Raw genomic sequence first — 24,178 nt, forward strand, 5'->3', positions numbered from 1 at the left:
ACCCACGCGGCTGCGATCTGGTCACTTGCTGGGCACGACGGACACGCCGTGCCGGCCCAAGCTTAACCCAACTTGCGCGCCGATCGGCAGCACCTGCGCCAATTCGGGCGAGACCACAAAGATCGCCCCCAAGGCCGTGTCAAAGCTGTATTCGTAGCCGCTGCCCAGGTAAGAGCGCTTGGCCAAGGTGGCGGCAATGCCCTCGCCAGAAGCACCAATTTGCCAGGCTTCGGGCCGCACCGCCACTTTGACCGGGCCAGCGGCCACTGCCTGGCGCGGCGTGATGCTGAGCGGCCCCAGGCTGACGCGGCCATCGGCCCCCGCCACGCCAGGGAAAAGCATGGCCTCGCCCATGAAGCCGGCCACAAACTCCGACTGCGGCGCCTCATACAGATCTTGCGGCGTGCCGCGCTGGGCAATGCGGCCCACGTCCATCACGATGATCTGGTCGCTCACCGCCAAGGCCTCGCTCTGGTCGTGCGTCACGTAGGCCACGGTCAGTTTCAGGCGCTGCTGCAGGCTGCGGATTTCTTCGCGCATTTCGCGGCGCAGGCGCGCGTCCAGGTTCGACAAGGGCTCGTCGAACAGCAGCACCGCTGGCTCCAACACCAAAGCCCGCGCCAAGGCCACGCGCTGCTGCTGGCCGCCCGAGAGCTCGCTTGGCAGGCGCTCGTCAAAGCGATCCAGACCCACATTGCGCAACGCCTCGACAGCGCGGCGCTTGCCTTCTTCCTTGGGCACGCCCGACATGCGCAAGCCGTATTGCACGTTCTCCAGCACCGTCATGTGCGGAAACAGCGCATAGCTCTGGAACATCATGCTCACATTGCGCTGCGCTGGGCCGAGCGTGGTGACGTCCTGGCCGTCGATGAAAATGCGACCGCTGGTGGGCGACTCCAGCCCGGCGATCATGCGCAAGGTGGTGGTTTTGCCGCAGCCCGACGGGCCGAGGATGGTCGTCAGCGTGCCCTTGGGCACCTCGAAGCTGATGCCTTGCACGGCCATGGGCGCGTTGGCACCGCTGCCGTAGCGCTTGCAAATATCCTGAAAAACAATTCCGTCCATATCAATGCACTCCCTGCGCAGCCTTGGCCTTGCGCCGGCCCAGCGACCGCTCGCCCACCAACCATTGGATCGCCGCCGTCACCAGCGACATCAGCACGATCAGCACCGTGCAATACGCCAGCGCAATGCCGTAATCGCCGTTGCCGACGCGGCCGATGATGTAGGTGGTGGCCAGCTCGTTCTCGGCGGTCACCAAAAAGATCACCGCGCTCACCGTGGTAATCGCCCGCACAAAGCTGTAGACCAGGGCCGTGACCAGGGCCGGCTTGAGCAGCGGCAGCACCACATGGCGCAAGGTCTGCACGCTGCCGGCGCGCAGCATCAGCGAAGCCTCGTCCAGCGATTTGTCGAGCTGCTTGAAAGCCGCCGTGCCCGCGCGCACACCCACCGGCAGATTGCGGAACATGAAGCACAGAATGATGATGAGCGAGGTGCCCGTCAGCTCAAACGGCGGCACGTTGAAAGCCAGGATGTAGCTCACGCCCAGCACCGTGCCGGGGATGGCAAAAGCCAGCAACGCCGAGAACTCGAAAGCGCCCTGGCCCTTGAACTCGGTACGCGCCAGCAGCCACGCAATCAGCAGGCCCACCGTCGCCGTCATCGGTGCGGAGATGGCCGCCAGCTTGATGGTGGTGAAGAACGAGTTCCAGGCCGTGCCCGCCCAGACCAGGCCAAACTCGCCCCATTCCAGGCTGAAGGCCGAGCGGAAATGGTTCAGGGTAGGCGTGTAATCGCGCCCCCAGGTCTGCACAAAGCCGCCGGCAAAAGCAAACAGATAAACCACCAGCGTGAACAGCATCCACGGCAGCGCAATGCCGTACACCAGGCGCTTGATGTTGGGCGGCAGCGGCAAGGCAATGCCGGCATCACCCTTGCCCGAAACCGTGGTGTAGCTCTTGCTGCCCAGCAGCTTGCGCTGCAGCACGAAAACGGCCAGCGCAAACACCATCAGAATCCAGGCCAGCGATGCGGCGCGACCCTGGTCGTACTGCGCGCCGACAATAGAGAAGAAGATTTCGGTCGACAGCACCGAGAACTGGCCACCCACCACAATCGGGTTGCCGAAATCGGCCATGCTTTCGATAAAACCCACCAAGAACGCATTCGCCAGGCCGGGCTTGAGCAGCGGCAGCGTGATCGTCCAGAACGTCTGCGTCGGGCTGGCGCGCAAGGTCTGTGCCGCCTCTTCCATGCTCGGCGCCACGCCCTGCACCACGCTGCGCATGATCATGAAGGCAATCGGCGTGAAAGCAAAAGTCTGCGACACCCACACGCCAAACCAGCCGTAGAACCAGCGCGTGGGCTCAATGCCAAACCACGACTCGAGCAGCTCGTTGACGATGCCGGCGCGGCCAAACAGCAAGATCAAACCCAGGCCTACCACAAACGGCGGCGTGATGATGGGCAGCAGTGCCAGCACGTTCAACGCCTTGCTGCCGCGCTGGCCCGAGCGCTCGGCCATCAACGCCATCAGTGTGCCCAAAAAGGTGGTGCTCGCGGCTGTCAGCAAGCCGATGAACAAGGTGTTCCAGGCCACGCCGCAGCGCTTGCCATCGGTAAGGCAAGCCAGGCCGAAATTGCGCTCGTTGAAAACGCGGCCGATGATGGCGTTCCACAGAAACTGGTCATCTTCGGTAAAGAACGCGCCGCTCAGCGCCTTGGCCACCGGGTAGACGATGAACAGCGCCAGCAAGCTGCCGCAGCCCACCACGGCAGCGGCCACAAACAGATCGCCTTTGAAGTAGCCGCGCCGCGCCAGGCCAAAAGCGAACAACACCATCAGGCTGGTGAGCGCTACAAACGCGCCCCAGCCAAAGCCGAATTGCCGCACCTCCAGCTCGCCAAAGCTTTGGTTCAGCCATTCGTACGACCAGCCGCGCGCGCCAATCACAAAACCGCTGCCCAGCAAAACCAGCAGGCCGATAGCACCGCCCAACAGCAAAACCGCGCCCTGCTTTTTGCCCGCTGGCATGGCGGCAGCCACGGCAGCCACCAGCAAGCCGGCCACGCCGCCCCACAGCCAGGCACGGCCCCATTGCAGCGCTTGCATCAGGCCGTTGCCGGCCTGCTCATCGCTGAAAACGGCGCCGATCTGTGTGAGCCCATTGGCGTCCTGGATGGCGTACCAAGGCAGCACCAGATAGGCTGCCAGCCCGATCAACACCCAGGCCCAGAGCGCGTGGTTAGCGCCCTGGGCCTGGTGTGCAGGGCGCTGTGCCGACGCGGGCGCCGGCATGTTTGCAACTGCATTCATTGCTGTCTCCGCCCGGCAGGCGGGCGCTAAAGCCGGGTGTTACTTGGCGTCCTGAACTTCTTTTTCCCACTTCGAGATCAGGCGGCGGCGCTCGGCGCTGGCACCGTACTTGGCGTAGTCGTAGTTGATCAGCTTCATCTTGGCCGGATCGACCACGCGCGGGTCCTTGGGCACGTTCTTGTTGCTGGGCAGCTGGTACTGCTTGGCCGCCAGACCAAACTGCTGGCCGCCCGGCGTCAGCGCCCATTCGTAGAATTTCTTGGCGTTGGCCGTGTTCGGGCCGTGCTTGACGATACTCATCGAGCCGATCTCGGCGCCCGTGCCTTCGGACGGCGTGTTCGCATCGACCGGGAAGCCGTGCACGGCCTCGGTCGTCACGTCGTGCACAAAGCTGATCGACACCATGGTCTCGCCCCGCGCCACCGCTTTGACAGGCGCAGTGCCCGAGCGCGTGTAGTTGGAGATGTTCTTGTTGAGCGCGCGCAGGTAATCAAAGGCCTTGTCCTCGCCCATGATCTGCACCAGCGTGGCGATCACGGTATAGGCGGTGCCGCTGCTGGCCGGGTTGGCCATCTGCACTTCGCCCTTGTACTCAGGCTTGATCAGATCGGCCCAAGACGCAGGCGCTGCCACCTTCTTCTTGGCCAGCAGCTCTTTGTTGAAGCCGAAGCCCAGCGGGCCCAGGTACACGCCAACGGTGCGGTACTTCGAATCTTTGGCCTGCTGCACCGCCCAAGGGTGCAGCTCTTTGAGCAGCGGCGATTGGTATTCCAGCGTCAAGCCCATTTCTGCGGCCTGCAGGTGGGTGTCGCCCGTACCGCCAAACCACAGGTCGGTCTTGGGGTTGGCTTTTTCGGCGTTCAATTGCGCCAATGCCTCGCCCGAGCCCTTTTGCGTGATGTTGACCTTGGTGCCCGTGGTCTTGGTGTAGACCGTGGCCATGGTGTTGCACCATTCGGCCTGCACGGAACAGATCACGTTGACCTGGCCTTGTGCCTGTGCGCTCAGCGCAGCGACGGCCAAAGCGCCTCCCAGCATCCAGCGTTGCATAGCTTCTCCTTGTTGGTATCTCGTTGTTTGGATATGTATTGCCAGCAGCAATTATCGTCAGCAATTTGACACAAAAAGGACACGAATGCCCGCCGATGCTTACGGGCTTCCCCTAGGTCATGAAACCAAGTTACATTATCCACTGCATGAATGTTCAGGAAGTTTCATGAGCTTTGACCTGGTTTTGTTTGGCGGCACCGGCGATCTCGCCTGGCGCAAACTGCTGCCCGCGCTGTTCCAGTCTTTCCGCCACGGCAGCCTGCCGGCGGGCGGCCGCATCATCGGCGTGGGCCGCAGCGAGATGACGGAGGACGAATACCGCGCACTGATCGCCACGCGCCTGGCCGAGGTAGAAGCCGACAAGCGCCCGCACAACGGCGAGTACGCGCAGTTTGCCGAGCACCTGCACTACCTGCGCATGGATTTGTCGCACCCCGGCGACTATGCCGCCTTGGCTGAACTGCTGGCGCAGCGCCAGGCCGATACGGTGGTGATGTACCTGGCTACCGCGCCTTCGCTGTTCACCACCGTGGTCGAGCAGCTCGGCGCCAGCGGCCTGGCCACGCCGCGCACCCGCGTGGTGCTGGAGAAGCCGCTGGGCCACGATCTGCCATCCAACATCGCCATCAACCAGGCGGTGCGCCAGGTGTTCCGCGAAGAGCAGATCTTCCGTATCGACCACTACCTGGGCAAACCTTCGGTACAAAACCTGTTGGCGCTGCGCTTTGGCAATACCATTTTCGAGCCGCTGTGGCGGCGCGAGAACATTGCCAGCATCGAAATCTCGATGTCCGAGCAACTGGGCGTGGAAAAGCGCGGCGAGTTCTACGACACCACCGGCGCGCTGCGCGACATGGTGCAAAACCACGCCTTGCAACTGCTGTGCGCCATTGGCATGGAGCCGCCTATCAGCGCCGATGCAGATGCGATCCGCAACGAGAAGCTCAAGGTCTTGCAATCGCTCAAACGCTGGACGCCCGAGAGCCTGAGCCGCGACGTGGTTCGCGGCCAGTATGCGGCCGGCCAGATTGGCGGCCAGCCCGTGCCCGGCTACCGCCAGGAGCCCGGCGTGTCGCCCCACAGCCAGACAGAAACCTTTGTGGCGCTGCGCACCGAAATCAGCAACTGGCGCTGGGCGGGCGTGCCGTTTTTCATCCGCACCGGCAAACGCCTGGCCGGGCGCGATGCGTCCATCGTCGTGCACTTCCGCCAGGTTCCGCACGCGATTTACCGCACCCCCATGGGCGCAGCCAACCGCCTGGTGATCCACCTGCAACCCAAGGATGGGCTGACGCTGCAGCTCATGGCCGCCGCGCAAAGCCAGAACGACGCCAGCGGCATGACCACGCTCTCGCCCGCAGCGCTCGACCTGGATTTTGACCAGCGCTTTGGCAGCGAGCGCGTGGGCGCCTACGAGCGCTTGCTGCTCGACGTGATTGCCGGCCGCCTGAACCTATTTGTGCGCGCCGACGAGCAAGAAGCCGCCTGGCAATGGGTGGAACCGATCTTGGACAACTGGCAGCAAGCCAACGCCAATGGCGAAGGCCCACGCCCCTACGCCGCCGGCAGCTGGGGCCCGGGCGCAGCCAGCGCTTTGGTGGCCCGAGATGGCCACTTTTGGATGGAAGAGTATTGAGCATGTTGGACCGCATTACTGCATCGCTGCCCTCGCTGGCACCGGCCGAGCAGCGCGTGGCGCGCCTCGTGCTGGCCGACCCGCGCGCCTTCGCCTCGCTGCCGGTGCGCGAGCTGGCCGAGCGGGCCCACGTCAGCAAACCGACCGTGGTGCGCTTTTGCCGCAGCATGGGTTACGACGGGCTGGCCGACTTCAAGCTCAAACTCGCCGGCAGCGTGAGCGAGGGTGTGCCCTTTATCCACCGCAGCGTGGATGCCGACGACAAAACCAGCGATGTACTGGTGAAGGTGGTAGACAACTCGGTGGCCGCCTTTCTGGCTTACCGCAACGCCGCCAGCACCTCGGCGCTGGAGGCCGCCGCCTGCGCCATTGTGGCCACCTGGCAGGCGGGCAAGCGCATCGAGTTCTATGGGGTGGGCAACTCCGGCATCGTGGCGCAGGACGGGCAGCACAAGTTCTTCCGCCTGGGCGTCACCAGCCTGGCCACCAGCGACGGCCACATGCAGGTGATGAGCGCCACCATGCTGGGCCAGGGCGACTGCGCCATCGTCATCTCCAACTCGGGCCGCACGCGCGATCTGATGGATGCGACCGAGATCGCCAAGCGTAACGGTGCCACCACCATCGCCATCACCGCCAGCGGCTCGCCGCTGGCACGCGCGGCCGATATCCACCTGGCTGCCGACCACCCCGAAGGCTACGACCGCTACAGCCCCATGGTCTCGCGCCTGCTGCATCTGCTGATCATCGACGTGCTTGCCACCGGCGTAGCACTGCGCATTGGCGAGCCGCTGCAGCCGGTTCTGCAGCAGATGAAAGACAACCTGCGCGCCAAGCGCTATACCTGATGGCGGCGGCACTGCGCCGCTTCAACGCCCGCCCACAAAGCTCTTGGTGCTGTACAGATCGGTCGGCAGGCGCTGCAGCAAAGGCAGGCCGCTGGCCGCATCCTTGGGCTGGGCTTCGATGAAGTTGAAGAACACATCAGCATCGAGCACGCCAATATCCAGCCGACGCGCTGCGGGCACGGCGGCCAAGGTCTTGTAGCCGTCGCCGCCATTGGCGTTGAAGCTCAGCACAAACAAGCGGTAGGTTTTGTCGCTGTCGAGCGGGCCCCACTGGCCGCTGCTGGCATCGCGCACCTCCAGGCCCGAGACACGGCTGCCAAAAGCAGCGGCTGCATTCACATCAAAACGCAGGCCGCCAGTGTAGGGATAAGGGCCAGTAGAGCCACCGCTGCCGTACACGGCTTCCAGCCCGTCTTCGAGCATGGCTTTGACCTCCGCACCCGTCACGCTCAAGCGGAAGAGCATATTGCCAAAGGGCAGCACCTGAATGGCGTTGGCCGCAGTCACTTCAGCCTTCAGCGGCACGCGCACGCCGCCACCGCTTTGCAGCGATATGTCGGCGCCGCCGTAGCTGCGCTTGGCCACTTGCAAATAGGCCTCAGCCACCAGCTGCTGAATATCACCGCCGCGCAAGCTCACGCTGCCTTCTGCATTGCAGGCCGCGCTGGAGCGGCTGTAGTCGATAGTGCCTTCACCGCCGGGAACACGGCGCGAGCACAGCTCCTGGGGCGCAATGGCCACCTTGGTCGCATTGAAACCCGCCACTTTGTCGCTGAAAGGCTTGAGCACGGCCTGCGCTTTGGCCGACGGCGTGGTCATGCGCAAAAAGCCACTGCTGTTGATGCTGCTGACAATGGCGCTGCGTTGCGCAGCCGTGGCCTCCTGGCCGGCAATTTTGAACTGGTCGCCAATCAGCACATGGGGCGTGCCCTGGCATTCGGTGAGCACGCCGTTCTGGTCGAATCGGAGCTTGAGCTCGCCCACCACTTGCGAATATTCCCAGGCTTGCACCACGCAGACGGGCTTGCCGTCTTTGTCGGCCGTGCGCGTGGGGTAAGCGCCGCCGGGCGTGCCAACGCCCAGGGTTTTGAGGGTATCGGGCCCCAGCAAGGTGTGCGAATCGCCGCCCACAATCACGTCCACGCCCCGCAGTTTGGCGGCCAGCTGCTTGTCGTAGTCGTAACCAATGTGGCTGAGCAGCACGATGCGCTGCACGCCCTGGGCTTGCAGCTTGTCAATTTCGCGCTGCGCGGCGCTGGCTTCGTCCTCGAACAAAGTGTCTTTGTCGGGGCTGGACGAGGCCTTGGTTTTTTGCGCAATGGTCAGGCCGATGATGCCCACCTTGTGGCCACCGCGCTCCAGCACCACCGAGGGCTTGACCAAGTTGCTGGTGCGGCTGGGGTTGAGCGCCGAGCTGGCACCAAACTGCACATTGGCGCTGAGCACGGGTGTGTTGCAGCCGCCGGTACGCAAGCGCTCCAGAATGCCGTTGAGGCCGGTGTCGCCTTTGTCGAACTCGTGGTTGCCCAAGGTGTAGGCGTCAAAGCAGACGGTGCTCATCATGGCCATGTCAGCCTCGCCATCGGCGCCAGCGCGGTTGAAATACAAGGTGCCGGTGATCGCGTCGCCCGCATGCAGTTTGAGCACGCTGTCCGATCGCGCGGCCAACTCCTCAATGGCGGCTGTGACGCGCGGAAAACCAGCGGCGTCCACGGTGACTGCCGTGGTCTTGCCATCCACAGGCAGTTGCAACGTGGTCGTTTTGCTGGCCAAGGTGGAGTGGTGGTCGTTGATGTGCAGAATCGTCAAACTGTCCGACTTTTTGCTGTCGCCATCCGAGCCACCGCCACAAGCCGCCAAGGCCGCCGCAGCCACGCTGCACAAAAGTCCACGCAGTACCGGCCGCATTCTCCAAGCTGTCATCTTTTACTCCCTGCAAAGCAATGCTCTCAATGCTTGGGCCAGCGCATGACATGCTGATGAAGGGCGCGTTGCAGATGCATGGCAAGCGTGCGAGATATGCATTTCGAGCGCACCGCTTGGCATGAAGCCAATGCAAAAAAGCCCAGGCTGCAGTGCTGCCTGGGCTTTTGAGAAGCGGGAGAAGAAGGCTCAGATCGCGGTGATCGGAATGCGCTTTTCCTCCACCGCGTGGCAGGCCACCTTGGTGCCGTTGTCGTCGATCAGCTGCGGGCGCTCGCTGCGGCAGCGGTCGTTGGCCAGCGGGCAGCGCGGGTTGAAGGCGCAGCCGGTAGGCGGGTTCAAGGGGTTGGGCACTTCGCCTTGCACGGGCGTGCGCGCCTTGCCGGTGTCGTGCATCTTGGGGATGGCATCGAGCAGCATGCGCGTGTAGGGGTGGCGCGGGCTGGCGAACAAGGTCTGCTTGTCGGCCAGCTCCACCAGACGGCCCAGGTACATGACGCCGACCTGGTCGCTCACGTGGCGCACCACGGCCAGGTTGTGCGAGATGAAGAGGTAAGTCAGGCTGCGCTTTTTCTGCAGGTCCTTCATGATGTTGAGCACCTGCGCCTGCACCGATACGTCGAGCGCCGAGGTGGGTTCGTCGCAAACCAGAAACTCCGGCTCGGTAGCCAATGCGCGCGCAATCGAGATGCGCTGGCGCTGCCCGCCCGAGAACTGGTGCGGGTACTTGAGCATGTCCATCGGCGCCAGGCCCACTTGCACCAGCAGCTCAGCCACGCGGGCCTTGAGCTGTTCGGTGTTGGTGATCAGACCGTGCTCCTTGAGCGGCTCGCCGATGATCTGCTCCACCGACCAGCGCGGGTTCAGGCTGGCATACGGGTCTTGAAAAATCATCTGCACGCGGCGGCGCATGGCGCGGGCGTTCGGGTCTTTGAAGGCGGCATGCGCGTCTTGCCCATCAAAGGTAAAGGTGCCGCGCGTGGGGCCGTACAAGCCCACCAGCAAACGGGCCACCGTGCTTTTGCCGCAGCCGGATTCACCCACCAGCGCCAGCGTCTTGCCTTTTTCAATATCAAAGCTGACGCCATCAACCGCACGCAACAGGCTGCGCGGTTTGCGCTCCAACACGCGGTTGAGCCAAGGGGCGGAGACATCGAAAGTTTTGGCCAGATCGCGGGCCTGCACCAGGGGCGCACGCTCGTTACCTGCTGCTGCGCGTTTTGCTTCTACGCTTGCCATGTCGCTCATACTGCGTCCTCAGTCACGGTCTCGGGCTGGTAATCGGCGGCGTGCAACCAGCAAGCCGCCCGGGTGGCACCAGCGGGCATCAGATCAGGGCGCTCTTCCTGGCAGCGGCCAAACACCTGGGTGCAGCGCGGGTTGAAGGCGCAGCCCTTGGGGATGGCGTTGAGGCGCGGCATGGCGCCGTCGATCTGGTTCAGGCGTTCGCGGTCGTCGTCCATATCGGGGATGGACGCCATCAGGCCGCGCGTGTAAGGGTGCGCCGGGTGGTTGATAACTTCGTGCACCGGGCCAATCTCCGCAATGCGGCCGGCGTACATCACAGCTACGCGGTCGCAGGTTTCAGCGATCACGCCCATGTCGTGGGTGATCAGCATCACCGCTGCGCCACGCGTGCGGCAAATGTTTTTCAGCAAGCTGATGATCTGCGCCTGGATGGATACGTCGAGCGCCGTCGTGGGCTCGTCGGCCACGATCAGCTTGGGCTCGGCCGCCAGGGCCAGCGCAATCACCACGCGCTGGCGCATGCCGCCGGAGAACTGGTGCGGGTAATGATCCACACGCTCTTCAGCCGCGGGAATACCGGTGTCCTTGAGCAGGTCGATGGCGCGCTGGCGTGCCTCTTTGTCCGACAGCTTCAGGTGCGTCTGAATGGTTTCGATCAGCTGGCGGCCCACGGTGTAGAGCGGGTTCAGCGAGGTGAGCGGGTCTTGAAAAATCGCACCGATGCGGCGGCCGCGGATATGGCGCATTTTCTCGGGCGGCAGGTTGTCGATGCGCTCGCCTTCGAGCACGATCTCGCCCGAGGCCACATGGCCTGGCGGCTCCAGCAGGCCGATGATCGAGGCACCGGTGAGCGATTTGCCCGCGCCCGATTCACCGACCACGCCCAGGATCTCGCCCGGCGCAATCGAGAACGATATCTGGTCCAGCGCCCGCAACACGCCATGGCGATTGGGGAACTCGACCACCAGATTCTTTACTTCCAACAACGACATCGTGGTTCGTCCTTCTTCGTCTTGGGCGCCGCGCATCAGCGCAGGCGCGGGTTGAGCGCATCGCGCAGCCAGTCACCGAGCAGGTTGACCGACAGCGCAATCAGCACCAGCATCAGGCCAGGGAAAATGGTGATCCACCACTCGCCGGAGAACAGGTAATCGTTGCCCACGCGGATCAGCGTGCCCAGCGAAGGCGAGGTGGGCGGCGCGCCCACGCCCAGGAACGACAGCGTGGCCTCAGTGATGATGGCCGTAGCCACCTGAATGGTGGCCAGCACCATGACCGGCCCCAGCACGTTGGGCAGCACATGCTTGAACATGATGCGCAGCGGCGAGACACCCGTTACGCGGGCCGCCTGCACGTATTCCTTGTTGCGCTCGACCATGGTGGAGCCGCGCACCGTACGTGCGTATTGCACCCAGCCGGTCAGCGAGATCGAGATGATCAGCACGCCAAAGGCCAGCGATTCATTGGCATTGGGAAACAGCGCCCGGCCCACGCCGGCAATCAGCAGCGCCACCAGAATGGCTGGGAAAGACAGCATCACATCGCACAGGCGCATGAGCACCGAATCGATCCAACCGCCCTTGAAGCCGGCCAGCAAACCCAGGCCCACGCCCACGATCACCGACAAAGCCACCGAAGCCAGACCGACGATGAGCGAGATGCGCGCGCCATACATCAGTGCCGAGAGAATGTCGCGGCCCTGGTCGTCAGTGCCCAGAATGTATTTCCAACTTCCCTCTTCGCTCCAGACCGGCGGAATGCGCGCGTCGCTGAGCTCCAGCGTCGTCAGATCAAAGGGGTTGTGCGGTGCCACCCAGTTGGCAAACACGGCGCAGAACACGCAAATTGCAGCAATGATGAATGCCACGATTGCGGTCGGCGAAGTGCGGAAGCTGTAGCCTACATCGCTGTCGAGCCAGCGTTTGAGTCGGTTCGTCATCGTCATCTCTCTTCTGTCTGGCAGGCGCCGCCAGGATCGCCGGTGGCGCCTGCATCACCACGGTTTACTTTTTCACAGTCATCCACTTGAAGGGCATGAAGCCGTCGGCCATCTGCACCAGCTCCACGTTCTTGCTCACACCCCAGTTCATGAACTGCTGGTGCAGCGGCAAGTAGCCCACATCGTCTGCCACGATCTTGAGCGCTTCGTGGATTTGCGCCGTGCGCTTGGCCACATCGGTTTCCGACTGCACCTGGCGCGTGAGCGCATCCACCTTGGGATTGCAGTAGTTGCCGTAGTTGAACGCACCAGCGCCCTTGCCGTCGTTGCAATTCATCAGCGCCAGCAGCGGGTTGTGCGCGTCATAGGTGGACGGCGTCCAGCCCAGAATGTAGAACGCCGTTTCGTGGCGCATGATGCGCGGGAAATAGGTGCCCTTGGTTTCGGCCTGCAGCTGTACCTTGATACCGATCTTGGACAGGTTGGCGGCCACGGCCTGGCAGATACGGCTGTCGTTGATGTAGCGGTCGTTCGAGCAGTTCATGGTCAGCCCGAAGCCATCGGGGTAGCCCGCTTCGGCAAGCAGCTTCTGGGCGGCGGCCGGGTCGTAGGGCAGGCGCTTGATGTCGGGGTCAAACCCATTGACGCCCTTGCCAATCAGGGTGGCCAGGTTGTAGGACGAGCCACGCATCACCTGCTTGTGCACGCCCTCGATATCGATGGCCTGGTAGAAGGCCTGGCGCACGCGCTTGTCCTTGAACGGGTTCTTGCCCTTGACGGTGGAGTTCAGCAGCTCGTCGCGCTTTTGATCCATGCCCAGGAAGATGGCGCGCAGCTCAGGGCCGGTCACCACGCGGGTGCTGCCGCTGTTGTTGATGCGGTCCAGATCTTGCACAGGCACCGGGTCGATCACATCGACCTGGCCCGAGAGCAGCGCTGCTACGCGGGTGGCATCGTTGGCAATCGGGGTGTAGACCACCTCTTGCACATTGCCTTCGATCTTGTCCCAGTAATTGCCGCTGCGGCCGAAGACCGTGCGCACGCTGGGCTGGCGCTCGCGCACCCGGTATGGGCCGGTGCCGTTGCTCTTGAACGAAGCGGTGTTCTCCACGCCTTTGCGGCGATCGACCGGGTTGACGGCGTTGTTGGCCTCGGTCCACTTCTTGCTCATGATGTAGACCTGCGAGATCATGCTCGGCAGGATCGGCGCGGGCTCTTTCGTCTCGATGTCGACCGTGAAATCATCGACCTTGCGCGTCTCTTTGATCGCGTTGGTGTAGCTCTTCATGTCCGAGCCTTCCAACTGCGTGCGCATCATGGTGAACACCACGTCGTCTGCGGTGAAAGGCGTGCCATCGTGGAACTGCACGCCCTGGCGCAAGGTGAAGCGCCAGACGGTGGGCGAGGTCTGCTCCCACTTGGTGGCCAGCATCGGGCGCAGGCTCAGGTCTTTGTTGCGGCCAGCCAGCGGTTCGTAGACGTTGCCCGTCACGCTCAATTGCACGGTTTCATTGAACGAATGCGGGTCCATCGACAGAGCATCTCCCTGCGCGCCAATGCGCACGGCCTGCGCGCTGGCAGCCATACAGCCCGCCGCCAGCAGCGCGGCTACCAAAGTCTTGTGCATTGCTTTTTTCATCGTCTACCCCTTTGGAATGGTGCCAGCACGCAAGCGCCGGCTCGTTGGACAAGCATCAGGCCGCTGCCAGCGGCATCCCCTGTTCGATGATGCCGGCATGCAGCGCCGCGCCCAGCGGCAGCACGTCGTCATTGAAGTCGTAGCGGTTGTTGTGCAATGGAATGATGTCGTCGCTGACCGCCTGACCCAGCCGCAGGTAGGCGCCGGGTTTGTGCTGCAGCATGAAGGAGAAATCCTCCGCGCCCATGCTCGGGTCCATGTTGCGCACTACCTGGGTTTCGCCCACCAGGCTGGCAGCCACATCGCCGGCAAACAAGGCTTCGTCTGCGGTGTTGATGGTGGCGGGGTAGCTGCGCTCGTACTGCAGCTGCGCGGTCACGCCAAAAGCCAAACCCACGGCCTGGCACAACTCGTTCAAGCGGCGCTCGACCAGGTTCTGGATATCGGGGTTGAAGGTGCGCACCGTGCCCACCAAAGTGGCCGAGCCGGGCGTGACGCTGAAAGCGCCCAGATCGCCCGATTGCACCGCGCAAATGCTGATGACCGCCGCATCGATGGCGCGCACATTGCGCGAAACAATGCTTTGGATGGCAGTGATCAAATGCGCCGAAGCCAGCACCACATCGTTGGTTTGGTAAGGGTGGGCGCCGTGGCCGCCTTTGCCGGCAACGTTGATTTGGATGCGGTCGGCCGCTGCCATCATGGCGCCAGGGTTGATGCCGATCGTGCCCTGGCGCATGGCCGGCCAGTTGTGCATGGCGTAGACCGACTGCACGGGGAACTGGTCGAACAAACCGTCCTGAATCATCTCGCGGGCGCCGGCGTAGCCTTCTTCACCGGGCTGAAAAATCAGCACGGCGGTGCCGTCGAAGTTGCGCGTTTCCGCCAGGTAGCGGGCTGCGCCCACGAGCATGGCGGTGTGGCCGTCGTGGCCGCAGGCGTGCATCAGCCCTTGCTTGCCGGATTTCCAGCTGCAATTGCCTTGCTCGGTGATGGGCAGCGCATCCATGTCGGCACGCAAACCGATCATGCGGCCACTGGCGCTTTGCTTGCCACGGACAATGCCGACCACGCCGGTCTTGCCAATGCCTTGGTGGATTTCGTCCACACCGCACAGACGCAGGGCCTCGACCACGCGCGCGCCGGTGTACTTTTCTTCAAAACCCAGCTCGGGGTTGGCATGCAGATCACGGCGGAAGGCCGTTAACTCCGGGTGAATTTGCGCCAGGTGCGAGAAGGCGCGCGAGCTGGCGTTATAAGGCAGGCGCTGCATCTCAGTGGCCTCCCGACTTTTCGACACGCAGGCGCGGATCGACCACGAAATACAGCAGGTCAACCACCAGGTTGATCACCACAAAGATCAGCGCAATCAGGCACAGGTAAGCGGCCATCACTGGAATATCGGCAAAGGTGACCGCCTGGATGAACAGCAGGCCCATGCCCGGCCACTGGAACACGGTCTCGGTGATGATGGCGAAAGCGATCAGGCCGCCGAGCTGCAGGCCAGTAATGGTCATCACCGGCACCAGGGTGTTCTTGAGCGCGTGGCCGAAGTAAATGGTGCGGTTGCTCAGGCCTCGGGCCTTGGCGAATTTGATGTAGTCGGTGCGCAGCACTTCGAGCATTTCGGCGCGCACCAGACGCATGATCAGTGTGAGCTGGAAGATGGCCAGGGTAATGGCCGGCAGCACGATATGGTGCCAGCCCTTGGCGCTGAGCAGGCCGGTACTCCAAAAGCCCAGTTGCGTGGTCGTGCCACGGCCAAAGCTCGGGAACCAGCCCAGGTGTACCGAGAAGATGAGGATCAGCAAGATGCCGATCAGGAAGGTGGGCAGCGACACGCCGAGCAGCGACAAGGTCATGAACATCTGGCTCATGAAGCTGCCGCGCTTGAGCGCTGCATACACACCCATGGGAACGCCCAGAATCAGTGCCAATGCGGCCGCCACCATGGCCAGCTCAAAGGTGGCCGGGAAGCGCTCCGCAATCAGCGACGACACCTTGGCGCCTTGGCGCAGACTGATACCGAACTCGCCCTGCGCGGCATTGATCAGAAAGTGCCAGAACTGCACAAAAAATGGCTGGTCCAGGCCCAGGGCCTTGCGCAGCTCGGCGATCTGCTCGGCCGTAGCGTCCTGGCCCAGCATGAAGGTGACCGGGTCGCCCACGTACTGGAACAGCATGAAGGAAATGAACGCCACGGCGACCATCACGATCACCGCCTGGATCAATCGGCGCAATATGAATGCAAACATGGCTGACTCTCATCGTTGCCGGCACTGCCGCTGCTTGGCTGCAGCACCCGCGCTACCAGCTATCCTTTTGATAGCCCACAACCATGGTAGATGGTTGTGGGCCAAAGACCAACGTTGTTTTTCTTATTAGTTGATCGTCACCAGTTTGATGTCCACGCGGTTGTCCGCACGGTGCACCATGTCGATGTTTTTCTTCATCGCCCAGGGAATGACCTGGTCGTACAGCGGCAGGTGCGAGAACGTGTCGTTCGACAGCTGCAGCGCCTCGGTCAGCATGCGGGTGCGCACAGGCTGGTCGGTCTCGGTCTTCACGCGGTCGACCAGGTAGTCCATGCGCTCGTTGCTGTAGCGGCCCACGTTGTAGTTGCCGTCACCGCCCTTGCCCACGGTGCGCACCAGCGATTGCAGGCTGTAGAGCGCATCAAAGGTGGGCACGCCCCAGCCCAGCATGTAGATGCTGGCTTCGTAGCGCTGGATCATCGGGAAATAGGTGGCCATGGGCAGCGTGCGCAGCTTGGCCTTGATACCCACCTTGGCCCACATGGCCGTCACCGCCTGGCAGATGGCTTCGTCGCTGATATAGCGGTTGTTGGGGCAGGCGAAATCCACCTCAAAACCATTGGGGTAACCGGCTTCGGCCAGCAGCTTCTTCGAGGCTTCCTGGTCGTAAGGCAGGCGCTTGCCCACCGTTTGCGTCCAGCCGTTCACCTGTGGCGCCACCAGCGTACCGGTGGGCTTGCCCAGGTCGCGCAAAATGGTCTTGGTGATGGCGTTGATATCGATGGCCTGGTACAGCGCCTGGCGCACCTTCTGGTCTTTGAGCGGGTTCTTGCCCTTGACGCTGGAGCCTGGCAGCTCGTCGCGGAACTGGTCCATGCCAAAGAAAATGGTGCGGTTTTCCAAGCCTTCCAGAATCTTCAGGTTCGGGCTGGCACGCAAGCGGTTCAAGTCTTGCGGCGTGGGGTCCAGCACCATGTCCACTTCGCCCGACAGCAGTGCTGCCATGCGCGTGGCGGCCGATTTGATCGGCGTATAGGTGATGTCCGTCACGTTGCCGGGCATGCTGCCCCACCAGTTCGGGTTCTTCTTAAGCACCATGCGCACATCAGGCTGCCACGATTCGAGAATGAAAGGCCCGGTGCCCATGGCATTGCGGTGGGCAAAGTTCTCGTCGGTTTTCTTGATGTCCATCGGCTCGGTGGACTTGTTCTTCTCGGCCCAGGCCTTGCTCATCATGCGCAGCTCGGTGAGCTGGCGCAGCAGCACGGGGTTCGGGTCGATCATGAAGATATCGATGGTGGCATCATCCACCTTCACCACTTTTTCGATGCCCTGCACAAAGGGGCCGTAGTTCGAGGTTTTGGCCATGGCGCGGGTGATGGAGAACACCGCGTCATCGGCCGTGAATGCCGAACCGTCCTGGAACTTGACGCCCTGGCGCAGGTTGAAGCGCATCTGTTTGGGCGTCACCTCTTTCCACGCCGTGGCCAGCAAAGGCTCTACCTGGAAATTTTTACTGTTATAGGTCACCAGGGTTTCGTAGACGTAGGGGTGAATGGCGTTGTGCAGGCCATTGTTTTGGGCATGGATATCCCAGCTGGCCACGTCGGCCTGGCTGGCCCACTTGAAGGGCTTGGCCTGGGCCACGCCAGCTGTCATCGCGGCGGCTACCGCTATTGCAACCAGAGCAAGAGAAGGCTGTTTCATAAGTCCTCGCAAAAAATAAGTCCTTCACTATGCCGCAAGGCCTCCAACGGCTTCATGGTGCTTCCCCCAAGGGCACGAGCCGCTGGCTGTGCACAATTTCTGCTACAACGAGGCGACAACGCAAGCAGATATTGCAAAGCATTTGCTGGCGCGACCAGCAGCGATAGCACTTACTGACAAAATTTTTAATGCGCGCGAGAACTTCTATTTTTCCGCGATAAAAGTTGCGAAAAAACCTGACAAAGCGACAAAAACTGTCTCTCAAGTCGACTATTCAGGCTTTTATTTTGCACATTCTTGGCAGAAACAGCCCAAGAACTGCTTTCCAGAAAAGACCTCCAACATGACCTGAGACACAAGGCGTACATGCCTTGGCGAGCTGCCGCTTTCCGCGTCCACCCAAACGACAAGCGCCATGGAGCAAGCCCCATGGCGCATGAAAAAAGCCCGTCTTGCGACGGGCTTTGTTTTTCTAAGTGGAAAGCTGGGAGACCCAGCCCTCAATTAGAAAGCGTGACGGATACCAACGGTCACAGCGTTTTGGTTCTTGCCAGCGCGAGCTGGGTCGATAGCCAGACCGCCGGTGCTCAGGCTAACCGATTCGTTCTTTTGGTTCTTCAGGAAAGCGTAGGTGCCGTACAGAGCAGTGCGCTTGCTCAGGTTGTGCACGTAGCCCAGCGACAGCTGGTGAGCCTTGCCGTCGATGTCCTTGTAGTCGTAGTAGTTGTAAGCCAGACGGGCTTCGCCAGCGGCGCCAACAGCCATCGTAGCACCCAGGCTAGCCGATTGCAGCTTGGACTTTTGGCCAGCTTGTTCAGCTTGCACTTGGCGGATCAAACCAGCCAGCTTGAATGCGCCGAAGTTGTACGAAGCACCCAGGCCCAGGCTCTTGGTCTTGTCCACAGCGTAGTCAACACCGTACAGCTTGAACGAAGGATCGTTCTGCTGGTCGTAGCCGATGCCAACGCTCAGAGGGCCGTTTTCGTAGCCAGCTGCCACGCCGATGTAGCGCTTAGCCGAGCTGTCGCCAGCTTGTTCGCCGAAACCGTAGTTCACGCCCAGCTTGAAGCCGGACAGAGCGGGGGTGTAGTACGAAACCATGTTCGACGTACGGATAGGATCACCGATCTTGCCGAAGCTGTGGTTTTGGCCGATACCAACTTGGCCGAACACGTCGTATGCGCTCACGGTGGAGTAAGCAGCGGTCAGTTCGCGACCCAGACGGACTTCACCGAAGTTGCCCATCAGCGACAGGGTCGAACGACGCTTGAATTCGAAGCCAGGGCCCGAAGCGCCACCACCAGCACCGGTGCCTTCGTCGTTCTGAATAGCGCCTTCCAGCCAGAAACCAGCCTTCAGACCACCACCCAGATCTTCCACGCCGCGGAAGCCCAGACGGCTGGTGGCGTTACCGGAATTCGACACACCGTAGTTGCTTTCGCCACCGCTGGTCTTAGCGTAGGTCACGCCAGCGTCAACGATACCGAACAGGGTCACGGAAGATTGAGCCATTGCGGCGCCGGAAGCGGCCAGCACTGCCAAGGCAACAAGAGATTTTTTCATTGCGAGTTACTCCAAGGTTTAACAGACGGCGCTGGTACGGGGGGGTTGATGTCAGCCTCACGGATCTGCACAACTTCTACCTGCTCCCGCGCCAACCTCCTAGTGTGGAAGTTATGGCTATTTCAACAGACCGCAGGCGGTTGCGCAAACAAATTCCCCCACATGGAGGCCTAATCCGCGTAAATCGTTGCTTGTGTGCAACGTTTAACGAATGTCAGCGGCCGTTGCTTTTCGGAAAAATATTTGCCCAAAAACAAGGCCTTGCAAGAGCAATACGCCTGTCGCCTGGGCGGCCCTATTCTAGTGGTTACCATAGGCAGCTATGCAAGATCGACTCCTGTGCGCCGCAGACACGGCACTGCGTACCTTATTTGCCACACCGCGCGCGGCAACGCCTTCGCCAGCCACCGGCATTGAAGAGGCCGAGCTCAGCGCTGCCGAGAGAAAGCTCTCGGCTGCGTACATGCGTGTCAACCATGTCGGCGAGGTTTGCGCCCAGGCGCTGTACACCGCCCAGGCCATGGTGACCAAGAACGAGCAGCTGCGCGAGCACTTGCTGGTAGCGGCGCAAGAAGAAATGGACCACCTGGCCTGGACGCACCAGCGTCTGCAAGCCCTGGGCGATCGCACCAGCCTGCTCAATCCGCTGTGGTTTGCCGGTGCTTTCCTGATCGGCACGGTGGCTGCCAAGGTGAGCGACCGCGCCAGCCTGGGTTTTGTCGAAGAAACGGAAAACCAGGTGTCCGCCCATTTGCAGTCGCACTTGGAGAGGCTGCCGCAGCACGACGCACCATCGCTGGCCGTAGTGGCACAAATGAAAGACGATGAAGAGCGCCACGCCCAGGCCGCTATCGATGCCGGCGCCATTCCCGTGCCGCCACCGGCCAAAGCACTGATGAAGGTGGCCGCCAAGGTGATGACGACCACGGCGCACTATATTTAGGAGCAACCGCACGCACCACGCCATCAAAAAAACCGCCCGGCGACAGCACCCGGCGGTTTTTTCTTGGGCCTCAGCTCGGCCTGCGGCGTGTACTGAGCGGCTCAGCGCCGCGCCACCATCAAGCCTCTACCAGGTCAAAACCGGTCGTGATTTCAGCCGTTTTGCCCAGCATGATGCTGGCCGAGCAGTACTTTTCGTGGCTCATGGCAATGGCGCGCTCTACAGCGGCAGGCGGAATGCCTTTGCCGGTGACGGTGAACTGCATGTGGATCTTGGTGAACACCTTGGGCTCGGTCTCGGCACGCTCGGCCTTCAAGGCCACGGTACAGTTTTTCACATCATGGCGGCCGCGCTTCAGGATCAGCACCACGTCATAAGCCGTGCAGCCGCCCGTGCCCGCCAGCAACAGTTCCATGGGGCGTGCCGCCAGGTTCTGGCCGCCGTTGGCGGGGTTGTTGGCATCGGGCGCGCCGTCCATGGCCACCACGTGGCCGCTGCCGGTTTCTGCGACAAAACCCATTCCCGAGCGGGCACCGCTCGCGCCCGTCCATGTCACCGTGCATTCCATTGCAATTCTCCAAAAAACAACTGCCCGTAGTGTGGCAGATTCCCCTGTACCAGCGCCAGTTGGTGCCGGCTATGGGCGCGATTGTAAAAAATATTGGTTGCGCACTCTATTTTGCTGCATCGCAACAGAAACATCGCTATACTTGGCTCATCTGCTCTTCGCAGCCTCTGCCCCGCAAGGGTTTGCGAATGTAGCATGCCAGTTGTCTCCTCCACCTCTCAATGGTGGTTTCAAGCCCCTGATTCACATCAGGGGCTTTTTTTCTATCCGCGCACTCGCCCATTGCGGCGCCAGCGCCGGGCCGCTTGCGCCAGCGGTTATAGTGCTTCGATACCCGTAGATTCCCTGATGCCCGCTGGCGCCTGTCTGGCAGCCACAAGCAATGCCTTGTCGCTGGCGCATCAGTCTGGCGCCACCCGTCTGCGCTGCCTTTGTTGTCGCCCTACCCTAGCCGTGCATTCCCTATGCCTTCCAAGACTGCTGCCGCGCTGACGCCGGCTGATTACCTGAAGAAAATCCTGACCGCGCGCGTCTACGACGTGGCCGTCGAATCCGATCTGGACCCCGCCAAGAGCCTGAGCCGCCGCCTGCACAACAAGGTGCTGCTCAAGCGCGAAGACCAGCAGCCGGTGTTCAGCTTCAAGCTGCGCGGGGCCTACAACAAGATGGCGAACCTGGCGCCCGAGCAGCTCAAGGCCGGCGTGATTTGCGCCTCGGCAGGCAACCATGCGCAAGGCGTGGCACTGTCGGCCAGCCGCCTGGGTGTGCGCGCCGTGATCGTGATGCCTGCCACCACACCGCAGATCAAGGTCGATGCGGTCAAGGGCATGGGTGGCGAAGCCGTGCTGGCGGGCGAGAGCTATTCCGACGCTTATGAGCACGCCATCAAGCTGCAAAAAGAGCAAGGGCTGACCTTTGTCCACCCGTTTGACGATCCCGACGTGATCGCCGGCCAGGGCACGATCGCCATGGAGATCATGCGTCAGGTGCAAAAGATCGGCTCGGCCCAGCTCAACGCTGTGTTCGTGCCCATTGGCGGCGGCGGCCTGATCGCCGGCGTAGCCAACTACATCAAAGCGGTGCGGCCCGAGATCAAGGTCATCGGCGTGCAGATGAACGATTCGGACGCCATGGTGCAATCGGCCCGCGAAGGAAAACGCGTGACGCTGGCCGATGTCGGCCTGTTTGCCGATGGCACGGCCGTCAAGCTGGTGGGCGAAGAGACTTTCCGCGTGGCCTCGCACCTGGTGGACGAATACATCACCGTCGACACCGATGCCGTCTGCGCCGCCATCAAAGACATCTTTGTCGACACCCGCTCGGTGGTCGAACCGTCTGGCGCCATGGCCGTGGCCGCCATCAAGCAGTACGTGGCCAAGCACAAGACCAAGGGCGAAACCTACGCCGCCATTCTGAGCGGCGCCAACATGAACTTCGACCGCCTGCGCTTTGTGGCCGAGCGCGCCGATGTGGGCGAGGAAAAAGAGGCGCTGTTCGCCGTCACCATCCCCGAAGAACGCGGCAGCTTCAAGCGCTTTTGCGAGGTGATTGGCAACCTGCCCGGCGGCGCCCGCAGCGTGACCGAGTTCAACTACCGCATCAGCGACGACCGCCGCGCCCATGTGTTTGTCGGCATCTCCACCAACAGCAAGGGCGAGTCGGAAAAAATCGCCAAGAACTTCCAGAAGAACGGCTTTGAGGCGCTGGATCTGACCTTTGACGAGCTCGCCAAAGAGCACGTGCGCCACATGGTGGGCGGCCACTCGGCGCTGGCGCAAGACGAGCGCCTGCTGCGCTTCATCTTCCCCGAGCGGCCAGGCGCGCTGTTCAAGTTTCTCAGCCTCATGGCGCCCAACTGGAACATCTCGCTCTTCCACTACCGCAACCAGGGCGCCGACTACGGCCGCATTCTGGTGGGCATGCAAGTGCCCAAGGAAGACTCCAAGGCCTTCGAGAAATTTTTGAACAACCTGGGCTATCCCTGGGTGGAAGAAACCCAAAACCCCGCCTACCGACTGTTCCTGCAAGCGAGCCGCTGAAACGAGGTAGAGTCAAAATAGCTGCCAGCGCTGCACCATCCGGCGCTGGCAGTTTCTTTTTTCCGCAGCCAGGCAACCACAACATGCAAGCCATCCGCCACTTTTTGCTGGCCGTGCAGTTTTTCACCCGCATCCCCGTCACCGGCCGCCTGGCCGAATGGGTTGGCTACAGCCCGCAAATGCTGCGTGCCAGCGCCGGGCATTTCCCCGGCGTGGGCTGGATCGTGGGCCTGGTAGGCGCGGGCGTGCTGGCCGCCGTTTACCTGCTGCTACCAGCCGGCAACGCCTACACACCGCTGGTGGCCGCCATCTTCAGCACCCTGGCAACCGTATTGCTCACCGGCTGCTTTCACGAAGACGGACTGACCGATGTGATCGACGGCCTGGGCGGCAGCTACGAGCGCGAGCGCGCGCTCGACATCATGAAAGACTCGCGCATCGGCGCCTACGGTGCCATGGCCATGGTGCTGGCCGTGCTCAGCAAAGTGGCCTTGATCGCCTTGCTGGCCAGCCACCATCTGCAGCTGGCGCTGACGGCGCTCATCGGCGCCCATGTCATCGCCCGGCTCTGGCCCATGTTTGTGGTGCGCAGCCTGCCGCATGTGGGCGACACCGCCAAATCCAAAAGCAAGCCGCTGGCCGAATTCATCAGCCGCCAAGGCCTGGTGGCGTGCTGCATCTGGGCCTTGCCCGCTGTCGCTTTGCTCGCCTGCTGGCAAGGCTGGGCCATGCTGCTGCCAGCGCTGGTGCTGAGCGCCGCAGTAGCGTTGTGGATGCGCCAGTGGCTGCAGCGCCGCCTGCAAGGCTTTACCGGCGACGGTCTGGGCGCCATCGAGCAAGTCAGCGAGATTGCTTTTTACCTGGGCGCTGCGCTATCGCTGGGGCCGCTGGGCGCCTGGCTCGCCAAGGTGCTGGGATGAGCGCCCTCTGGCTGCAGCGCCACGCCCAGCCTTTGGTGGCAGCGGGCACTTGCTATGGCCGCAGCGATATGGCGGCCGACGACAAGGCCTCCGCCGAGGCGGCGAAACAACTGCTGGCGGCTTGGCAAGCGGAACTGCCTGATCCGTTGACTCTGTGGCACTCACCGCTACAAAGATGTGAGCAACTGGCGCTTGCCCTGCAAGCACTTGCTCCTGAACTGACGACCCATGTCGAGCCAGCCCTGGCAGAAATGGATTTTGGTGCCTGGGAAGGCCTGCGCTGGGACGATATTGCGCGCAGCGAAATCGATGCCTGGACGGCAGACTTCTGGCACTACGCGCCCGGCGGCGGCGAGTCGCTGGCGCAGATGATGGGCCGCGTACAAACCGCGTTGGCAGCCGCGCAAACCCAGGCCGCAGCAACAGGCCGCCCCGTGCTGTGGATAACCCATGCCGGCGTGGTGCAGTGCGCGCACTGGCTGGTCACGCGTGGCGAGCGCGAGCCCAGTGCCAAAGACTGGCCTTCGGTGAAACTTGCTTACGGAGAATGGTTGCGGCTGCCGCTGCGCTGACGGCCGACC

20 protein-coding genes are annotated in these 24,178 nt (G+C 62.3%); 7 read left to right on the plus strand and 13 right to left on the minus strand.

Annotated features, from left to right (window positions below):
* Positions 1 to 21 precede the first annotated feature (21 nt).
* The 3 genes from ACFIQF_RS03540 to ACFIQF_RS03550 are packed head-to-tail and all read right to left on the minus strand — an operon-like array spanning position 22 to position 4,369.
* Positions 22 to 1,065, minus strand: a complete 1,044-nt coding sequence (locus tag ACFIQF_RS03540) for an ABC transporter ATP-binding protein (protein WP_393940102.1) — start codon at positions 1,063 to 1,065, stop codon at positions 22 to 24.
* Position 1,066: 1 nt separating this feature from the next.
* Positions 1,067 to 3,301: an ABC transporter permease gene (locus tag ACFIQF_RS03545; RefSeq protein WP_393940676.1), complete on the minus strand. Its 2,235-nt coding sequence runs from the start codon at positions 3,299 to 3,301 to the stop codon at positions 1,067 to 1,069.
* A 57-nt stretch (positions 3,302 to 3,358) separates the two neighbouring features.
* On the minus strand, positions 3,359 to 4,369 hold the full coding sequence (locus ACFIQF_RS03550; protein WP_393940104.1) for an ABC transporter substrate-binding protein: 1,011 nt from the start codon (positions 4,367 to 4,369) through the stop codon (positions 3,359 to 3,361).
* Positions 4,370 to 4,535: 166 nt separating this feature from the next.
* On the opposite strand from ACFIQF_RS03550, the gene zwf reads away from it, so the two are divergent.
* Complete coding sequence (gene zwf, locus ACFIQF_RS03555; RefSeq protein WP_393940105.1) at positions 4,536 to 6,005, plus strand: glucose-6-phosphate dehydrogenase; 1,470 nt, start codon at positions 4,536 to 4,538, stop codon at positions 6,003 to 6,005.
* Between the two features lie 2 nt (positions 6,006 to 6,007).
* Entirely contained in the window at positions 6,008 to 6,853 is an 846-nt protein-coding gene (locus tag ACFIQF_RS03560; protein ID WP_393940107.1) for a MurR/RpiR family transcriptional regulator, read from the plus strand.
* 21 nt (positions 6,854 to 6,874) lie between these two features.
* Here the strand turns inward: ACFIQF_RS03560 and ACFIQF_RS03565 are convergent, their stop codons facing one another.
* From ACFIQF_RS03565 to ACFIQF_RS03600, 8 genes are all read right to left on the minus strand, one after another.
* Positions 6,875 to 8,776: a bifunctional metallophosphatase/5'-nucleotidase gene (locus ACFIQF_RS03565; protein WP_393940108.1), complete on the minus strand. Its 1,902-nt coding sequence runs from the start codon at positions 8,774 to 8,776 to the stop codon at positions 6,875 to 6,877.
* Between the two features lie 189 nt (positions 8,777 to 8,965).
* On the minus strand, positions 8,966 to 10,015 hold the full coding sequence (locus ACFIQF_RS03570) for an ABC transporter ATP-binding protein (protein ID WP_393940678.1): 1,050 nt from the start codon (positions 10,013 to 10,015) through the stop codon (positions 8,966 to 8,968).
* A 5-nt stretch (positions 10,016 to 10,020) separates the two neighbouring features.
* The gene (locus tag ACFIQF_RS03575) at positions 10,021 to 11,016 is read right to left on the minus strand and encodes an ABC transporter ATP-binding protein (RefSeq protein ID WP_393940110.1); all 996 of its coding nucleotides are present in this window, start codon (positions 11,014 to 11,016) and stop codon (positions 10,021 to 10,023) included.
* Positions 11,017 to 11,051: 35 nt separating this feature from the next.
* Positions 11,052 to 11,963: an ABC transporter permease gene (locus ACFIQF_RS03580; protein WP_393940112.1), complete on the minus strand. Its 912-nt coding sequence runs from the start codon at positions 11,961 to 11,963 to the stop codon at positions 11,052 to 11,054.
* A 64-nt stretch (positions 11,964 to 12,027) separates the two neighbouring features.
* Positions 12,028 to 13,590 carry an ABC transporter substrate-binding protein gene (locus ACFIQF_RS03585; protein WP_393940113.1) on the minus strand — a complete coding sequence of 521 codons (1,563 nt, stop codon included), beginning with the start codon at positions 13,588 to 13,590 and terminating at the stop codon, positions 12,028 to 12,030.
* Between the two features lie 67 nt (positions 13,591 to 13,657).
* Positions 13,658 to 14,875 carry a M20 aminoacylase family protein gene (locus ACFIQF_RS03590; protein ID WP_393940115.1) on the minus strand — a complete coding sequence of 406 codons (1,218 nt, stop codon included), beginning with the start codon at positions 14,873 to 14,875 and terminating at the stop codon, positions 13,658 to 13,660.
* A 1-nt stretch (position 14,876) separates the two neighbouring features.
* The gene (locus ACFIQF_RS03595) at positions 14,877 to 15,857 is read right to left on the minus strand and encodes an ABC transporter permease (protein WP_393940117.1); all 981 of its coding nucleotides are present in this window, start codon (positions 15,855 to 15,857) and stop codon (positions 14,877 to 14,879) included.
* Between the two features lie 126 nt (positions 15,858 to 15,983).
* Entirely contained in the window at positions 15,984 to 17,564 is a 1,581-nt protein-coding gene (locus ACFIQF_RS03600) for an ABC transporter substrate-binding protein (protein ID WP_393940118.1), read from the minus strand.
* Positions 17,565 to 17,652: 88 nt separating this feature from the next.
* On the opposite strand from ACFIQF_RS03600, the gene ACFIQF_RS03605 reads away from it, so the two are divergent.
* Positions 17,653 to 17,916 (plus strand): hypothetical protein, encoded by a 264-nt coding sequence (locus ACFIQF_RS03605; RefSeq protein WP_393940120.1) that lies wholly within the window; start codon positions 17,653 to 17,655, stop codon positions 17,914 to 17,916.
* A 152-nt stretch (positions 17,917 to 18,068) separates the two neighbouring features.
* Here the strand turns inward: ACFIQF_RS03605 and ACFIQF_RS03610 are convergent, their stop codons facing one another.
* Positions 18,069 to 19,127: a porin gene (locus ACFIQF_RS03610; protein WP_393940122.1), complete on the minus strand. Its 1,059-nt coding sequence runs from the start codon at positions 19,125 to 19,127 to the stop codon at positions 18,069 to 18,071.
* A 322-nt stretch (positions 19,128 to 19,449) separates the two neighbouring features.
* On the opposite strand from ACFIQF_RS03610, the gene coq7 reads away from it, so the two are divergent.
* Entirely contained in the window at positions 19,450 to 20,070 is a 621-nt protein-coding gene (gene coq7 / locus ACFIQF_RS03615) for a 2-polyprenyl-3-methyl-6-methoxy-1,4-benzoquinone monooxygenase (RefSeq protein ID WP_393940123.1), read from the plus strand.
* A gap of 118 nt (positions 20,071 to 20,188) precedes the next feature.
* On the opposite strand, the gene ACFIQF_RS03620 is transcribed toward coq7, so the two are convergent.
* Complete coding sequence (locus ACFIQF_RS03620; RefSeq protein WP_393940124.1) at positions 20,189 to 20,638, minus strand: OsmC family protein; 450 nt, start codon at positions 20,636 to 20,638, stop codon at positions 20,189 to 20,191.
* A 464-nt stretch (positions 20,639 to 21,102) separates the two neighbouring features.
* Here ACFIQF_RS03620 and ilvA point away from each other — a divergent pair, with 464 nt between their 5' ends.
* The 3 genes from ilvA to ACFIQF_RS03635 all read left to right on the plus strand — a co-directional run bounded on the left by ilvA (position 21,103) and on the right by ACFIQF_RS03635 (position 24,169).
* Complete coding sequence (gene ilvA / locus ACFIQF_RS03625) at positions 21,103 to 22,677, plus strand: threonine ammonia-lyase, biosynthetic (RefSeq protein WP_393940126.1); 1,575 nt, start codon at positions 21,103 to 21,105, stop codon at positions 22,675 to 22,677.
* An 83-nt stretch (positions 22,678 to 22,760) separates the two neighbouring features.
* A complete protein-coding gene (locus ACFIQF_RS03630; protein ID WP_393940127.1) occupies positions 22,761 to 23,597 on the plus strand; it encodes an adenosylcobinamide-GDP ribazoletransferase in 837 nt (278 codons plus the stop codon).
* Complete coding sequence (locus ACFIQF_RS03635; protein ID WP_393940129.1) at positions 23,594 to 24,169, plus strand: histidine phosphatase family protein; 576 nt, start codon at positions 23,594 to 23,596, stop codon at positions 24,167 to 24,169. Before ACFIQF_RS03630 ends, ACFIQF_RS03635 begins: the two co-directional genes overlap by 4 nt.
* Positions 24,170 to 24,178 lie beyond the last annotated feature (9 nt).

The organism is Comamonas trifloxystrobinivorans, assembly GCF_043359985.1.
GTDB classification, from domain to species: domain Bacteria; phylum Pseudomonadota; class Gammaproteobacteria; order Burkholderiales; family Burkholderiaceae_C; genus Comamonas; species Comamonas trifloxystrobinivorans.

Coding starts and splice junctions, on each gene's coding strand:
- ACFIQF_RS03540 (WP_393940102.1), bottom strand. CDS start 1,065: ATGGACGGAATTGTTTTTCAGGATATTTGCAAGCGCTACGGCAGCGGT.
- ACFIQF_RS03545 (WP_393940676.1), bottom strand. CDS start 3,301: ATGCCGGCGCCCGCGTCGGCACAGCGCCCTGCACACCAGGCCCAGGGC.
- ACFIQF_RS03550 (WP_393940104.1), bottom strand. CDS start 4,369: ATGCAACGCTGGATGCTGGGAGGCGCTTTGGCCGTCGCTGCGCTGAGC.
- zwf (WP_393940105.1), top strand. CDS start 4,536: ATGAGCTTTGACCTGGTTTTGTTTGGCGGCACCGGCGATCTCGCCTGG.
- ACFIQF_RS03560 (WP_393940107.1), top strand. CDS start 6,008: ATGTTGGACCGCATTACTGCATCGCTGCCCTCGCTGGCACCGGCCGAG.
- ACFIQF_RS03565 (WP_393940108.1), bottom strand. CDS start 8,776: ATGACAGCTTGGAGAATGCGGCCGGTACTGCGTGGACTTTTGTGCAGC.
- ACFIQF_RS03570 (WP_393940678.1), bottom strand. CDS start 10,015: ATGGCAAGCGTAGAAGCAAAACGCGCAGCAGCAGGTAACGAGCGTGCG.
- ACFIQF_RS03575 (WP_393940110.1), bottom strand. CDS start 11,016: ATGTCGTTGTTGGAAGTAAAGAATCTGGTGGTCGAGTTCCCCAATCGC.
- ACFIQF_RS03580 (WP_393940112.1), bottom strand. CDS start 11,963: ATGACGAACCGACTCAAACGCTGGCTCGACAGCGATGTAGGCTACAGC.
- ACFIQF_RS03585 (WP_393940113.1), bottom strand. CDS start 13,590: ATGCACAAGACTTTGGTAGCCGCGCTGCTGGCGGCGGGCTGTATGGCT.
- ACFIQF_RS03590 (WP_393940115.1), bottom strand. CDS start 14,875: ATGCAGCGCCTGCCTTATAACGCCAGCTCGCGCGCCTTCTCGCACCTG.
- ACFIQF_RS03595 (WP_393940117.1), bottom strand. CDS start 15,857: ATGTTTGCATTCATATTGCGCCGATTGATCCAGGCGGTGATCGTGATG.
- ACFIQF_RS03600 (WP_393940118.1), bottom strand. CDS start 17,564: ATGAAACAGCCTTCTCTTGCTCTGGTTGCAATAGCGGTAGCCGCCGCG.
- ACFIQF_RS03610 (WP_393940122.1), bottom strand. CDS start 19,127: ATGAAAAAATCTCTTGTTGCCTTGGCAGTGCTGGCCGCTTCCGGCGCC.
- coq7 (WP_393940123.1), top strand. CDS start 19,450: ATGCAAGATCGACTCCTGTGCGCCGCAGACACGGCACTGCGTACCTTA.
- ACFIQF_RS03620 (WP_393940124.1), bottom strand. CDS start 20,638: ATGGAATGCACGGTGACATGGACGGGCGCGAGCGGTGCCCGCTCGGGA.
- ilvA (WP_393940126.1), top strand. CDS start 21,103: ATGCCTTCCAAGACTGCTGCCGCGCTGACGCCGGCTGATTACCTGAAG.
- ACFIQF_RS03630 (WP_393940127.1), top strand. CDS start 22,761: ATGCAAGCCATCCGCCACTTTTTGCTGGCCGTGCAGTTTTTCACCCGC.
- ACFIQF_RS03635 (WP_393940129.1), top strand. CDS start 23,594: ATGAGCGCCCTCTGGCTGCAGCGCCACGCCCAGCCTTTGGTGGCAGCG.